The sequence below is a fragment of the uncultured Stenotrophomonas sp. genome (assembly GCF_963519125.1).
Taxonomy (GTDB): Bacteria; Pseudomonadota; Gammaproteobacteria; order Xanthomonadales; family Xanthomonadaceae; genus Stenotrophomonas.
Map to the genome: position 1 here is coordinate 32,307 of NZ_CAUQLJ010000028.1, position 13,436 is coordinate 45,742.

The following is a 13,436-nucleotide window of genomic DNA, read 5'->3' on the forward strand; positions in this document are numbered from 1 at the left end:
TTAAGCCAATGTAAAGCCATCTGCCAAAAAAATTCACCGTACCGTAACCAATGGTACATATTTCGTTGTAAATCAAACAATTGTGACAACGCGCGCCCGTCAGGACGTGTGTCCTGATGTATCGAAATGTATCCGGATGGTGCGGCGCGTCACGCAGATCTGCGCAACGCGGGGTACTTACGCCACGAACGGGCGGAACAGGATGCCGAGGCCGGCCATGCCGTCGGTCTCGCCGATCAGGTCGGCGCGGAGCAGCGGGCGGGCGTCGATGTAGGCCTGCGGCAGGATCAGTGACATCCGGTTGTCGTCCGCGCTCAGCTCCAAAGCCGGCATCGGGCTGTCTTCATGGGCGCGGTTGAGCAGGACCGCCAGCCGGAGCAGGGCCGTCATGCGCCGGGCCGGCAGCAGCAGGCGCTCGGGCACGGCGTCGAACGCCGATTTGGATACGTTGCGGCGGTGGCTGCGCACGAGGGCGGCCAGCAGCTGCTGTTCCTGGCGGGAGAAGCCGGCGATGTCCGAGTTCTCCAGCACGTAGCTGCCGTGCACGTGGTAACCGCTATGGGCGATCATCAGGCCCAGCTCGTGCAGGCGTGCGGCCCAGCCGAGCATGCGCGCGTCGTCCGGGTCCAGGTTCCATGCTTTCTCAACCTGGCCGAACAGATCCATCGCGGTGCGCTGCACCCGCTCTGCCTGGACTGTATCGATGCCGTAACGCTGCGTCAGGGCATCGACCGACTCGTCGCGCAGGTCGTTTTCGCTGGCACGGCCGAGGATGTCGTACAGGATGCCTTCGCGCATGGCGGCCTTGCTGACCAGCAGCTTCTGCAGCCCCAGCGCATGGAAGGCCGCTTCCAGCACCAGGATGCCGCCGGCGATGATCGGGCGGCGGTCCGGCGACAGGCCGGGCAGGTCGATGTCCTCGATCCGCTTGGCCTTGAGCAGCTCGTCGCGCAGCTGGGGCAGGGCTTCGGCGGTGATCGCGCCCTTGCTCAGCTTCATGCTGGCGCAGATCTCGCTGATCGCCTTGTGCGTGCCCGAGGAGCCCAGCGCTTCGTCCCAGCCGAGCGAGCGGTACTTGGTGGCGAACTGCTGGAACTCGGCGCCGATCTCGGTCAGTGCGTCCTTCCAGCGCTTCCTGCTCAGCTTGCCGCCGGGGAAGAAGCGCCGCGTGCTGGCGATGCAGCCGGCCTGCAGGCTTTCGCGCTCCAGGGTCTGCATGCCCTGGCCGATGATGAATTCGGTGGAGCCGCCGCCGATGTCGATCACCAGGCGGCGCTGGTCCGGCTTGGGCGGCTGCGCATGGGCTACGCCCAGATAGATCAGGCGGGCCTCTTCGCGCCCGCTGACCACTTCAATGGCGTGCCCCAGCGCCGTTTCGGCCGGCATCAGGAAGGCCTGCGGGGAACGCAGCTGGCGCACCGTGTTGGTGGCGAGTGCGCGCACCCTGACGGTCGGAATGCCGCGGATGCGCTGGCCGAACCGGGCCAGGCATTCGAGCGCGCGCTGGCGCGCCTCGGCCGACAGGCCGCCCTTGCCATCCAGGCCGTCGGCCATGCGCACGGTTTCGCGCAGACGGTCGACCACGCGCAGCTGGCCGAGCGTGTAGCGTGCGATCACCATGTGGAAACTGTTGGAGCCCAGGTCGATCGCGGCGAGCAGGTCGCCATCCTGGAGCGCGGGCGGTGTCGTGGAGGTATGCGGCATGGACGAATGGTAGCCGATGGCCGGGTCGCGGCGTCACCGCATGTTTCACACGGTACTGATGGCCGGGTTACAACCCGGCCATCAATGCCATCTGTGCCGAATGCGGGGGCTCGTCGTGGCCGGGCGCGCACTTCCGGTAGGTGCCGTCGGCCTGCAGCTCCCAGGCGTTGAGGTTGTCGTCCAGGTAGTTCTGCAGCACGTCGCGGTAGACCTTGCGGGCCAGCTCCGGATCCAGGATCGGGAAGCAGGTCTCGACCCGGCGCAGCAGGTTGCGTTCCAGCCAGTCGGCGCTGGCGCAGTAAAGCTCGGCGGCGCCGTCGTTGCCGAACCAGTAGACCCGACTGTGTTCCAGGAAGCGGCCGACGATCGAGCGCACCCGGATGTTGTCCGAGACCCCGGGCACGCCCGGGCGCAGCGTGCAGGCGCCACGCACGATCAGGTCGATCTGCACGCCGGCCTGCGAGGCGGCATACAGCGCCCGCACCACCTGCGGCTCGTTGAGGGCGTTCATCTTGGCGATGATGCGCCCGGGGCGACCCTTGTGGGCCAGGTGCATTTCGCGTTCGATCCGCTGCAGCAGGCCGTCGTGCAGGGTGAACGGCGACTGCAGCAGGCGCTTGAGGCGGGTCCGCGGCGCCAGCCCTGACAACTGCTGGAACAACAGGTGCACGTCATTGCCGATGTCCGCATCGGCCGTGATCAGGCTCAGGTCGGTATACGCGCGCGCGGTACCGCTGTGGTAATTGCCGGTACCCAGGTGCACGTAACGGCGCAGCTTGCGGCCTTCGCGGCGCACGATCAGCAGCATCTTGGCGTGCGTCTTGTAACCGACCACGCCGTACACCACCTGCACGCCGGCTTCCTGCAGGCGGTCGGCCAGGCCCAGGTTCGCTTCTTCGTCGAAACGCGCGCGCAGCTCGACCACCACGGTGACGTCCTTGCCGTTGCGTGCGGCCAGGATCAGCGCGTCGACGATCAGGGAATCCTTGCCGGTGCGGTACAGGGTCTGCTTGATCGCCAGCACGTTCGGGTCGACGGCCGCCTGCTTGATCAGGTCCAGCACGGCGGTGAAGGAATCGAAGGGGTGGTGCAGCAGCACGTCCTTGCGCGCCACGACCTCGAAGATGCCGTCGCTGTCGCGCAGGTTGCGGGGGCTCATCGGCGGGTATTTCAACTCCGGCCGCGCCAGCAGGTCATACAGCTGGATCACCCGGTTGAGGTTGACCGGGCCGTCGATCTGGTACACCGCGTTCTCGGTCAGGCCGAAGTTCTGCAGCAGGGTGCGCACGATGTCGCGCGGGCAGTCCTGCGCGATCTCCAGCCGCACCGCCGGCCGGTAGCCACGGTCGACCAGTTCGTCGCGCAGTGCCAGGGCAAGGTTTTCGACTTCTTCCTCGTCCACCACCAGTTCCGAATTGCGGGTCACGCGGAACTGGTAGGCGCCCTGGACTTCCATGCCCGGGAACATCTCGCCAACGAAGGTCGACAGCACCGAGGACAGGAACACGAAGGTCTGCGGTCCACCCAGCGTCTGCGGCAACTGGATGATGCGCGGCAGCGAGCGGGGTGCGCGCACGATGGCCAGGTGGCCGGCGCGGCCGAACGCGTCGGTGCCCTTCAGCACCACCACGATGTTCAGCGACTTGTTGAGGATCTTCGGGAACGGATGCACCGGGTCCAGGCCCAGCGGCGACAGCACCGGCATGATCTCGTTGCGGAAATATGCGCGCAGCCAGCGCTTCTGGCGGTGGTTCCAGGAATGCCGCCCGAGCACGTCGATGCCGGCCTCGTGCAGTGCCGGGCGCAGGGTGTCGTTCCAGCAACGGTACTGCTGGTCCACCAGCTCGGCAGCGCGGTCATGGATGGCGTTCAGAATCGCCTGCGGGGTCATGCCGTCCGGTGCGGGCGGCAGGCCGAATTCCTGCGCATGGCGCACTGCAGCGGCGCGGATCTCGAAGAACTCGTCCAGGTTGGTGCACGAAATGCACATGAAACGCAGCCGCTCCAGCACCGGCACCTGCGGGTCCATGGCCTGGGCCAGCACCCGGAAGTTGAAGTCCAGCTGCGACAGCTCGCGGTTGATGTACAGCGCAGGGTCGCGCAGGTCATCGGTTTCCGCCGGCACGGCGATGGGAACGAGGCTGCTCATGCGGAAAAGTCTTCTGCTGAAGGAAGGAGGGCCGCGTCGGTGCGTTCGCGCACGTGGTCGGCATCGAAATGGCACGAGAACGTGCTGCCCTTGCCGACTTCGCTCTGGATCTCCAGGCGGGCGTGGTGCAGGCCAAGAATGTGTTTGACGATCGACAGGCCCAGCCCGGTGCCGCCGCTTTCGCGCGAACGGCTGCTGGAGACCCGGTAGAAGCGTTCGGTGAGGCGCGGCAGGTGGGTGGAGGGAATGCCGTAGCCGGTGTCGCGCACCGCCAGCACCACGCCCTGGCCTTCGCGGGCCAGTTCCACCTCGACCCGGCCACCGGCCGGGGTATAGCGCACCGCGTTGGTGACCAGGTTGGAAAACGCGCTGTGCAGTTCCTTGTTCGAGCCCTGCAGATCCACCCCGGCGTTGTCGATCACGCTGATCGTATGGCGGCCCTGGCTGTGCGCTTCGGCCTCGCGGCGCAGCGTGGCCAGCATCGGCGCCATCGCCACGGTTTCTTCTTCGGTATGTTCCTGCGATTCCAGCCGCGACAGGGTCAACAGGTCTTCGACCAGCTGGGCCATGCGCTGCGACTGCTTGCGCATTTCTTCCAGCATAGGGCCGGTGCCGGGGAAATCTTCCGGCTCCATCATGTCCAGGTAGCCGTGAACGACGGTGAGCGGTGTACGCAGTTCATGCGAAACGTTGGCCACGAAGTCGCGGCGGACCTGTTCCAGCCGCAGCAGCTTGCTCACGTCGCGTGCGATCAGCAGCCAGTAGTCGGGCGAATAGGGAATCAGGCGAAGGTTGAGCCGGATCGCCGGATCGACCGGCGAAGGCACGTCCAGGATCGGCTCGGCATTGCGGCCACCGGCCAGCCAGTGGGCCAGCGGCATCGGCTGCAGCCGTTCGACCAGCGCCTCGCCGAGATCGCCGGGGTGGTGCAGGCCGAGCAGGGTGGTGGCCGACTCGTTGAACCACTGCACGCGTTGGCTGTTGCGGTCCACCACCACCACCGCATCGGGCAGGGCCGCCGCGGCGGCGCGGTAGCTGCGCAGCATGTCCAGCAGGCGACGCTTGCGCGTGCGCATTTCCAGCTGGTTGCGGTAGAGCAGGCGGTCCAGTTCGTTCCAGACCCCGTTGCCGCCGCTCATGTCCCAGCGCTGGCGCGCGGTGAGCCGGCCCAGCACCTTGCGCAGCCGCCAGTAATGCCAGGCCAGCGCGCCGATCGAGGCCAGCGCGATGCACATCCACACGTGCCCGGTGGCCAGGCCCACGAGCACCGCAGCCAGCAGCAGCACGGCCAGGGTAGCGAGCGTTTTCAGCCAGGCAGAACGGATGTGGCGCGGCATTGCGGTCTCGCGGTTCACGTGGACGTCGAGAAACGATACCCCGCGCCGCGTACGGTCTGCACCATGTTCTCCGCACCGAACGGTTCCAGCGTCTTGCGCAGGCGCCGGATGTGCACGTCGATGGTGCGTTCTTCCACGTACACGCTGCCGCCCCACACATGGTCGAGCAGCTGGGCGCGGGTATACACGCGCTCGGGATGGGTCATGAAGAAGTGCAGCAGGCGGTACTCGGTCGGCCCGATCGGGACCGGCTGGTCGCCGGCGAACACGCGGTGCGCGGCGCCGTCGATGCGGATGCTGCCTACCGCTACGCTGCCGTCCTCATCGTCGTCGCGTGCACGGCGCATCACCGCACGGATCCGCGCCAGCAGTTCGCGCGCGGAGAACGGCTTGACCACGTAATCGTCCACGCCGGCCTCGAGGCCGCCGACGCGGTCATTTTCTTCGCCGCGCGCGGTCAGCATGATGATCGGCACCTCGCGGGTGAGGGCCTCCTTGCGCCAGCGCCGGGCCAGGTCCAGTCCGCTGGTACCCGGAAGCATCCAGTCCAGCAGGATCAGGTCCGGCACGCGGTCGGCGATGGCGGTCTGCGCCTCGCGGGCGTCACCGGCGTGAATGGGGTCGTAGTCGCCCTTGCGCAGGGCGAAGGCGACCATTTCGCGGATCGCGGGTTCGTCATCGACGATCAGGATGCGTTTCTGCACGTGCCCACCGTATTGCTCATCAGACCGGGATTGAGCCCAGTAGACTACGGTTTCGTTACATGTTTGTGACCAGGATGACGGCGCTGCAATCTTCACGTCATCTTTACGACTGCGAAGTCCGGCCAACGGCCGGGGCTACCGTCGCTCGAGTTCGGGGTCATCAATACCCTGGCGGCGCATCTCCAGGACGGTCGGGGTGATGCTCTCGATCCGGGCATCGACCCGCGCACGGCCGACGTAGTCCAGATCCGGGCGCTTCTTGAGCGCCTGCAGCTGGATCAAGGCCTGCTCAGGCCGGCCGTTCAGGAACGCCGCTTCGGCATAGGCCTCGCTGGCGCGCAGGGTGTCGCCGGCCAGCTCGCTGGCGCGGGCGTAGCGCTGCTGGAAGACCGGATCGTTGCCGCTTTGCGCCAGCAACGGACGCAGCATGGCCTGGGCGCGCTGACCGGCCTCGCGCCCGCCCTGCTCATTCAGGATCTCAGCGTAGGTGAGCGCCACCGGTCGGCTTCCCGGGTGCTGGCGCAGCAGGGTATCGAAGCGGGCGTTGGCTTCGGATTTCTGGCCACTGCGCGATTCGGCCTCGCCCAGCGCCAGCGCCACCCACAGGTTGTCCGGATGGTCCTGCAGCAGTGCGGCCAGGTCGCGTCGCGCCTCGGTGGGGTTGCTGTTGCGCAGCCGCGCCAGGGCCAGGCCGTAGCGCTGCGGCTCGGTCAGGCCGTTCTTCTGCGCGCGCTGCAGGTTCTGGTACTCGGTGGAGAGTTCGCCGGGGGTATCGGCACTGAGCACGCGCAGGCGCTCGCGCGCCCAGTCGAACTGGCCGCTGGCGCCGCGGCTGAGTGCGTTCACCGAAAACTGCATCGACGCCGGCAGCAGCGGGTTGTTGCGCTGGACCGCCGGCTCGGACAGCGACGGGTCGGTCGGATTCACCCGTTCCTGACGGACCCCGCCGGGGACTTCGGTGGTCAGCAGCACCGTGTCCTTCTTCATTTGTTCGGCGCGGGCCTTGGCTTCGCTGATGCGGGTGGTGTTGACCGGGTGGGTCTGCAGGAAGTCGGGCACCGAGTAGCCGCCGGCGTTGCCGCGCATCGAGGCGGACATGCGCTCGAAGAACCCGGCCATCGCGTCCACGTCGTAGCCGCTGCGGGCCAGGGTGCGGATGCCCAGGCGGTCGGCCTCGGACTCGTTGCTGCGGGTGTAGTTGATCTGGCGCTGCTGCATCAGCCCCATGCCGGAGGTGATCGCGGCCATGGTCGCATCGCCGGAGGAATTGCCGCCGACCTGCTGCGCCGCGACCACCGCGGCCAGCATGCCGAGCAGGATCGGGATCTGGTCGCGCTGGGCGCGTTCCACCCCGCGCAGGACGTGCTGCTGGGTGACGTGGGCGATTTCGTGGGACAGCACGGCGGCCACCTCGTCCTCGCGCTCGGCGGTCAGCACCAGGCCGGCGTTGACCCCAACGTAGCCGCCGAGGGTGGCGAAGGCGTTGATCTGGCGGTCGCGCAGCATGAAGAAGGTGTAGGACTGGCGCGGCTGGGCACTGTTGGAGCCGAGCCGGGCGCCCATGGTCTGCAGCCAGTCGTCCACCAGCGGGTCGTCCAGCAGGTAGCCGTAGTTGCGCAGCTCGCGCAGCATCATGCCGCCGTACTCGGCCTGGCGGGCCGGGGTCAGCAGCTCGCCGGCCGACGAACCGATGTCCGGCAGCTTGCTGTCCTGGGCCGATGCCCACGGCGCGGCCAGGGCCAGGGTCAGGGCGGCGGAGAGCAGCAGAGGGCGCAAGCGGGTACTCCTAGAAGCGGGGGGTGAGTCACTGTGTTGCGGTGATGACATGGAATATCCGACGCAGGGCTACCATATACAGACAATCGTTCCGTTGTGGAGTTTCCCGTGAGCCAAGATGTCGCTTCCAACCCGGGTGGGACCCCCGCCATCACCATCTATTCGACCGCGGTCTGCCCATACTGCGTGGCGGCCAAGAACTTCCTGAAGAGCAAGGGCCGGGAGTGGACCGAGGTCCGCATCGACCTGGACCCGGAAGAGCGCCAGAAGATGATGGCCAAGACCAAGCGCACCAGCGTGCCGCAGATCTTCATTGGCGACACCCACGTGGGCGGTTTCGACGACATGATGGCGCTGCACCAGGCCGGAAAGCTTGAGCCATTGCTGAACGGGGAGGGCGCATGAGCGCTGCCGACGACGCCAGCAAGGACCGGATCGCCGAGTTCACCGAGTTCCGCCAGCGCATGAACCAGCGCATCCTGGGCGAGCCCAACCAGGTCGTGCGGCGCTTCTTCGCACTGGACACCCAGACCTACCAGGCCGGCGCGCTGGATGTGAAGACCAAGGAGCTGCTGGGCCTGGTCGCCTCGATGGTGCTGCGCTGCGACGACTGCATCAGCTACCACGTGGCCCAGTGCAAGGACGCCGGCGTGACCCGTGAGGAGTTCTTCGAGACCTTCTCGGTCGGCCTGGTGGTCGGCGGCTCCATCGTGATCCCGCACCTGCGCCGTGCGGTGGACTTCCTGGACCAGCTGGAAGGTGGCGCGGCCGCCCCGGACGCCCACGAGCATTGATGAATCGGGCTGCACCGGCCGATAGCCGGTGCAGCGCCTGCCACCTTTGTCTATTTGGGGTCCCCGGGCCGGGTAAGGCATAATTGCGGGTGAAACTTCCCTTGCGCCCTTGCTCCGGATCCATGCGGACGGCGCTCCCCCTCGGTTCGGAAACAGATCAAATGACGCAGAAAATCACGGTCATCCGCGGTGACGGCATCGGCCCGGAGATCATGGACGCCACCCTGTTCGTGCTCGGCAAGCTGGACACCGGTTTTGAGTACGAAGACGCCGATGCGGGTCTGGTCGCGCTGGAAAAGCATGGCGACCTGATGCCGGCTTCGACCCTGGAGTCGATCGCCCGCAACAGGATCGCCCTGAAGAGCCCGCTGACCACGCCGGTCGGTGGCGGCTTCACCTCGATCAACGTCAGCCTGCGTCGCCACTTCGACCTGTACGCCAACGTGCGTCCGGCGGTGTCCTTCCCGAACACCAAGTCGCGCTTCGGCGACGGCGTGGACCTGATCACCGTGCGTGAGAACACCGAAGGCGCCTACCTGGCCGAAGGCCAGGAAGTGTCGGCCGACGGCGAAACCGCGTTCTCCGGCACCCGCATCACCCGCAAGGGCTCCGAGCGCATCGTGCGCTACGCCTTCGAGCTGGCCAAGAGCACCGGCCGCAAGAAGGTCACCGCCGTGCACAAGGCCAACATCATCAAGTCGACCTCGGGCCTGTTCCTGAATGTCGCCCGTGAAGTGGCCGCGCAGTACCCGGACATCGAATTCCAGGAAATGATCGTCGACAACTGCTGCATGCAGCTGGTGATGCGTCCGGAACAGTTCGACGTGATCGTCACCACCAACCTGTTCGGCGACATCATCTCCGACCTGTGCGCCGGCCTCGTCGGCGGCCTGGGCCTGGCTCCGGGTGCGAACATCGGTGAGAACGCGGCGATCTTCGAAGCGGTGCACGGCACCGCGCCGGACATCGCCGGGCAGGGCAAGGCCAATCCGTGCGCGCTGCTGCTGGCGGCCGCGCAGATGCTGGACCATGTCGGCCAGACCGAGAACGCCGAGCGCCTGCGCAAGGCGATCGTGGCCACGCTGGAAGCCAAGGACTCGCTGACCGGCGACCTCGGCGGCACCGGCAACACCATGGGCTTCGCCCAGGCCATCGCCAGCCGCCTGTAACGGGCTGCGCGACGGAACAGAAAAAGGGCCGCTTTCGCGGCCCTTTTTTTGTTCATGCGTTGATGTTTCGCATCAACGCTGGTTGAGCTTGGACAGCAGCCGCAGGAACTCGACATACAGCCACACCAGCGTGACCATCAGGCCGAACGCGCCGTACCACTCCATGTACTTGGGCGCGCGCGCTGCCGCGCCGTTTTCGATGAAGTCGAAGTCCAGCACCAGGTTCAGCGCGGCCACCACGACGACGAACAGGCTGAAGGCGATGCCCAGCCAGCTGGCTTCATGGATCACCGGTACGTTGATGTTGAAGAAGCCGAGCACGAACGAGGCCAGGTACAGCAGCGCGATGCCACCGGTAGCCGCGACCACGCCCAGCTTGAAGTTCTCGGTAACCTTGATCAGCCCGCTGCGGTACGCCACCAGCAGTGCGAACAGGGTGCCGAAGGTGAGCAGTACCGCCTGGAACACGATGCCCGGGAAGCGCGCTTCGAACACCGCCGAGATCGCACCCAGGAAGAAGCCTTCCACCAGCGCGTACATCGACGCGGTGACCGGCGACCATTCCTTCTTGAACACCGTGACCAGCGCCAGCACCAGGCCGCCAATCGCGCCACCGATGGCGTAGATCATCGCGCCCGGTGCGATCTGGCCGTCGGCGCCGATGGTCTGGCTCCAGGCGAAGGCGGCGGTGATCACGGTCAGCAACAGAAGGATGCCGGTCTTGTTGACCGTGCCGTTGATGGTCATTGCCTGGTCGGGCGAGGTCACGACCGAGCCACTGGCCAGGTCGAGGAAGGTCGACTCGGAAAGTGCGGGGTTGCCGCTGCGCATTGCCAATCTCCTTGAAAGGGTAGGGTTCCGGTCCATCCGGTACTGTGCCGAGCATAGCGGATGTGAAAAACTCTGTGAAAAGCGTTGACAGATCGGTCGGCGATTCCCACAATAGCCGACTCTTTCGGGGGGAACCTCGAGGGATGAAACCACCGGGGTATAGCGCAGTCTGGTAGCGCGCCTGCTTTGGGAGCAGGATGTCGGGGGTTCGAATCCCTCTACCCCGACCAATCCCACATCACGTCGGATTGGACACCGTTCCGGTTCGGGCGCCCGTAGCTCAACTGGATAGAGCACCGGCCTTCTAAGCCGGCGGTTACAGGTTCGATTCCTGTCGGGCGCGCCACTTGGCGCAAGCGGCAGATAGGTAAGCGGTAGTGACGCGCCATGCGCGTCAAACGTTTAAAAGGTTTTCAGTGGTGGCTGTAGCTCAGTTGGTTAGAGTACCGGATTGTGATTCCGGTGGTCGGGGGTTCGAATCCCCTCAGCCACCCCACTGATTGGTTGTATCCGATTCGCCGAAAGTGAATCGGGGTTGCAAAAAAAGGCGGAAACGTTACACTTGCCGCCTGAAGTTTCAGGGCTGTTAGCTCAGTTGGTAGAGCAGTTGACTCTTAATCAATAGGTCCAAGGTTCGAATCCTTGACAGCCCACCAAGACAGAAGCCACCCGGTCATCCGGGTGGCTTTTTTCTTGCCTGCGACCTGGCATTGCAGCCACGCAGGGCGTGGCTCTACCGGGACCTTCGCAACCGTCTTCAAAAAACACTTGCGCATCCGTGCGGCATTGCGTCATAATTCGCCTCCCGATTTTCGGGCTGTTAGCTCAGTTGGTAGAGCAGTTGACTCTTAATCAATAGGTCCAAGGTTCGAATCCTTGACAGCCCACCAAGACGAAAGCCATCCGGTCATCCGGGTGGCTTTTTTCTTGCCTGCGATCCGGGCCGATGCTCCGCGGACCCGCTGGAGAAAAGCCCCCTTGAGTCAAGGGGGCGCGCCGAAGGCGCGGGGATGTGGGTGCTGATGAGATGGGGCCCGCGCGGCGCGAAGCGGCGGGTGGGGCTGCGGCGCGAATGTGCTGCAGCTTCCCCAAGGTTCGAATCCTTGACAGCCCACCAAGACGAAAGCCATCCGGTCATCCGGGTGGCTTTTTTCTTGCGCGCGATTCCTGCTCCCGCAGCTATACTGCGCGTCCTGCGAAAGTGGCGGAATTGGTAGACGCCCTGGATTTAGGTTCCAGTGCCGCAAGGCGTGGGGGTTCGAGTCCCCCCTTTCGCACCAGATACCGGGCATCTGCCCCGGCCGGGGACTGCCTGAACAGGCCTTTGATTGACGCTTCCGGCCACATGCTGGCGGCGCTGGCCGTTATCGGCGAAACTACAGGGCTGCGGCGGGAAGGGGTATCCACCACCCGCGTTCCCAACCCGTTTCATCCAATCACATCGTGCCGGGGGCGTTCCCACCGGTTGGCAGGAGTCAACATGCAAGCTTCGATCGAATCCACCGGCAATCTGGAACGCCGCCTGACCTTCTCGCTGCCGGAAGACCGCCTGCAGACCCATATCAGCGGCCGCCTGGGCGAAATCGCCCGTACCGCACGCATCAAGGGCTTCCGCCCGGGCAAGGTGCCGGCCAAGGTGATCGAGCAGCGCTTCGGCCAGCAGGTCCGCAGCGAAGCCGTCGACGGCCTGCTGCGCGAAACCTTCGACGCGGCCATCCGCGAACACGAGCTGCGCATTGCCGGCGCGCCGCGCATCGACAAGGGCGATGACGGCGAGTTCTCGTTCGTCGCCACCGTCGAGCTGGTGCCGGACTTCGGCGACGTCGACGTCGCCAAGCTGACCGTGGTGCGCCACACCGCCGAGATCAACGACGCCGACATCGACCAGATGATCACCAACCTGCGCGAACAGCGCCGCAGCTGGAGCCCGGTGACCCGTGGCGCCCAGGACGGCGACCTGGTCGCGCTGGAAACCTGGTCGCAGGCCGGCGATGAGCGCCTGCCGGCCGAAGGCACCGAAAAGGGCAGCGTGGTGGTGGGCCAGGGCATGATGTTCGAGCAGATCGAACAGGGCCTGGTCGGCCTGGCCAAGGGTGAAGAGAAGACCCTGGACGTCGAATTCCCGGCCGACTGGCGCGTGCCGGCCCTGGCCGGCAAGCAGGTCAAGGTCACCGTCAAGGCGGTGGACGTGTCCGAGCCGGTGCTGCCGGAGGTCGACGGCGACTTCATCAAGAGCTTCGGTGTGAAGGGTGGCGACGTGGAGCAGTTCCGCACCGACATCCGCGCCAACCTGGAACGCGAGCTCAAGGGCGCGCTGATGAACCGCCTGCGCAAGGAAGTCGGTGAGCAGCTGATTGCCGCCTACGCCTCGGTGGAAATGCCGCCGCGCCTGGTCGACAACGAAGCCCGCGCCATGCTGGCCCAGCAGGTCGAGCAGATCCGTCGCAGCGGCCGCAACCCGGGCGAAATTCCGGCCGACGCCCACGAAGGCTTCAAGGACGCCGCCGCCAAGCGCGTGCTGGTCGGCCTGCTGGTCGGTGAAGTGGCCCGCCGCAACGACCTGCGCCTGGACCCGAAGCGCCTGAACGAAACCATGCGTTTGATTGCTTCCACCTATGAAGAGCCGGAACAGGTCATTGAGATGTACCGCAACGACCCCCAGCTGATGAGTGGGCTGCAGAACCGCGTGATGGAAGAGCAGGTGATCGACTGGATCGCCGAGCGCGCCCAGCACACCGAGCAGTCGCTGTCGTTCCAGGACGCCATCCGCCAGTAAGCGGGCGGCGTTTCATGCCCCGCGTCGCTGGCGCGGGGTGCTTTCCCCCAAATAGGTGCCTCAGAAATGGACAACCAAACCAAAGCCCTGAACATGGTTCCGATGGTGGTCGAACAGACCAGCCGCGGCGAGCGCGCCTATGACATCTATTCGCGCCTGTTGAAGGAGCGCCTGATCTTCCTCGTGGGCCCGATCG

Annotated in this window: 10 protein-coding genes, 6 tRNA genes and 1 pseudogene; 11 read left to right on the forward strand and 6 right to left on the reverse strand. The window is 65.8% G+C overall.

Annotated elements, in window-relative coordinates; genetic code table 11:
• Positions 1-177: 177 nt before the first annotated feature.
• From ppx to RYM47_RS17710, 5 genes are all read right to left on the reverse strand, one after another.
• On the reverse strand, positions 178-1,704 hold the full coding sequence (gene ppx / locus RYM47_RS17690; protein WP_315389638.1) for an exopolyphosphatase: 1,527 nt from the start codon (positions 1,702-1,704) through the stop codon (positions 178-180).
• A 67-nt stretch (positions 1,705-1,771) separates the two neighbouring features.
• On the reverse strand, positions 1,772-3,853 hold the full coding sequence (gene ppk1, locus RYM47_RS17695) for a polyphosphate kinase 1 (protein WP_315389640.1): 2,082 nt from the start codon (positions 3,851-3,853) through the stop codon (positions 1,772-1,774).
• On the reverse strand, positions 3,850-5,190 hold the full coding sequence (phoR, locus tag RYM47_RS17700; protein WP_315389655.1) for a phosphate regulon sensor histidine kinase PhoR: 1,341 nt from the start codon (positions 5,188-5,190) through the stop codon (positions 3,850-3,852). The genes ppk1 and phoR overlap by 4 nt, the downstream gene beginning before the upstream one ends.
• Before the next feature lie 14 nt (positions 5,191-5,204).
• Positions 5,205-5,894: a phosphate regulon transcriptional regulator PhoB gene (gene phoB / locus RYM47_RS17705; RefSeq protein WP_068849561.1), complete on the reverse strand. Its 690-nt coding sequence runs from the start codon at positions 5,892-5,894 to the stop codon at positions 5,205-5,207.
• Between the two features lie 135 nt (positions 5,895-6,029).
• The gene (locus tag RYM47_RS17710) at positions 6,030-7,721 is read right to left on the reverse strand and encodes a M48 family metalloprotease (protein ID WP_315389642.1); all 1,692 of its coding nucleotides are present in this window, start codon (positions 7,719-7,721) and stop codon (positions 6,030-6,032) included.
• Between the two features lie 57 nt (positions 7,722-7,778).
• Here RYM47_RS17710 and grxC point away from each other — a divergent pair, with 57 nt between their 5' ends.
• The 3 genes from grxC (at position 7,779) to RYM47_RS17725 (ending at position 9,633) form a co-directional block, all read left to right on the forward strand.
• Positions 7,779-8,075 carry a glutaredoxin 3 gene (gene grxC, locus RYM47_RS17715; RefSeq protein ID WP_315389644.1) on the forward strand — a complete coding sequence of 99 codons (297 nt, stop codon included), beginning with the start codon at positions 7,779-7,781 and terminating at the stop codon, positions 8,073-8,075.
• Positions 8,072-8,464 carry a carboxymuconolactone decarboxylase family protein gene (locus RYM47_RS17720; RefSeq protein WP_070209465.1) on the forward strand — a complete coding sequence of 131 codons (393 nt, stop codon included), beginning with the start codon at positions 8,072-8,074 and terminating at the stop codon, positions 8,462-8,464. Before grxC ends, RYM47_RS17720 begins: the two co-directional genes overlap by 4 nt.
• Before the next feature lie 161 nt (positions 8,465-8,625).
• A complete protein-coding gene (locus RYM47_RS17725; RefSeq protein WP_315389648.1) occupies positions 8,626-9,633 on the forward strand; it encodes an isocitrate dehydrogenase in 1,008 nt (335 codons plus the stop codon).
• Between the two features lie 72 nt (positions 9,634-9,705).
• On the opposite strand, the gene RYM47_RS17730 is transcribed toward RYM47_RS17725, so the two are convergent.
• Positions 9,706-10,464, reverse strand: a complete 759-nt coding sequence (locus tag RYM47_RS17730; protein ID WP_315389649.1) for a Bax inhibitor-1/YccA family protein — start codon at positions 10,462-10,464, stop codon at positions 9,706-9,708.
• A gap of 153 nt (positions 10,465-10,617) precedes the next feature.
• Here RYM47_RS17730 and RYM47_RS17735 point away from each other — a divergent pair.
• The 8 genes and pseudogenes from RYM47_RS17735 to RYM47_RS17770 all read left to right on the forward strand — a co-directional run.
• A tRNA-Pro gene (locus RYM47_RS17735) sits at positions 10,618-10,694 on the forward strand.
• 39 nt (positions 10,695-10,733) lie between these two features.
• Positions 10,734-10,810, forward strand: a tRNA-Arg gene (locus RYM47_RS17740).
• 73 nt (positions 10,811-10,883) lie between these two features.
• Positions 10,884-10,960 (forward strand) — tRNA-His (locus RYM47_RS17745).
• A gap of 84 nt (positions 10,961-11,044) precedes the next feature.
• A tRNA-Lys gene (locus RYM47_RS17750) sits at positions 11,045-11,120 on the forward strand.
• 158 nt (positions 11,121-11,278) lie between these two features.
• Positions 11,279-11,354, forward strand: a tRNA-Lys gene (locus RYM47_RS17755).
• Between the two features lie 305 nt (positions 11,355-11,659).
• Positions 11,660-11,744: transfer RNA gene (locus tag RYM47_RS17760), tRNA-Leu, on the forward strand.
• A gap of 200 nt (positions 11,745-11,944) precedes the next feature.
• Positions 11,945-13,240, forward strand: a complete 1,296-nt coding sequence (tig, locus tag RYM47_RS17765; RefSeq protein WP_315389651.1) for a trigger factor — start codon at positions 11,945-11,947, stop codon at positions 13,238-13,240.
• Between the two features lie 66 nt (positions 13,241-13,306).
• Positions 13,307-13,436 (forward strand): annotated as a pseudogene (locus RYM47_RS17770) (ATP-dependent Clp protease proteolytic subunit); the annotation flags it as partial.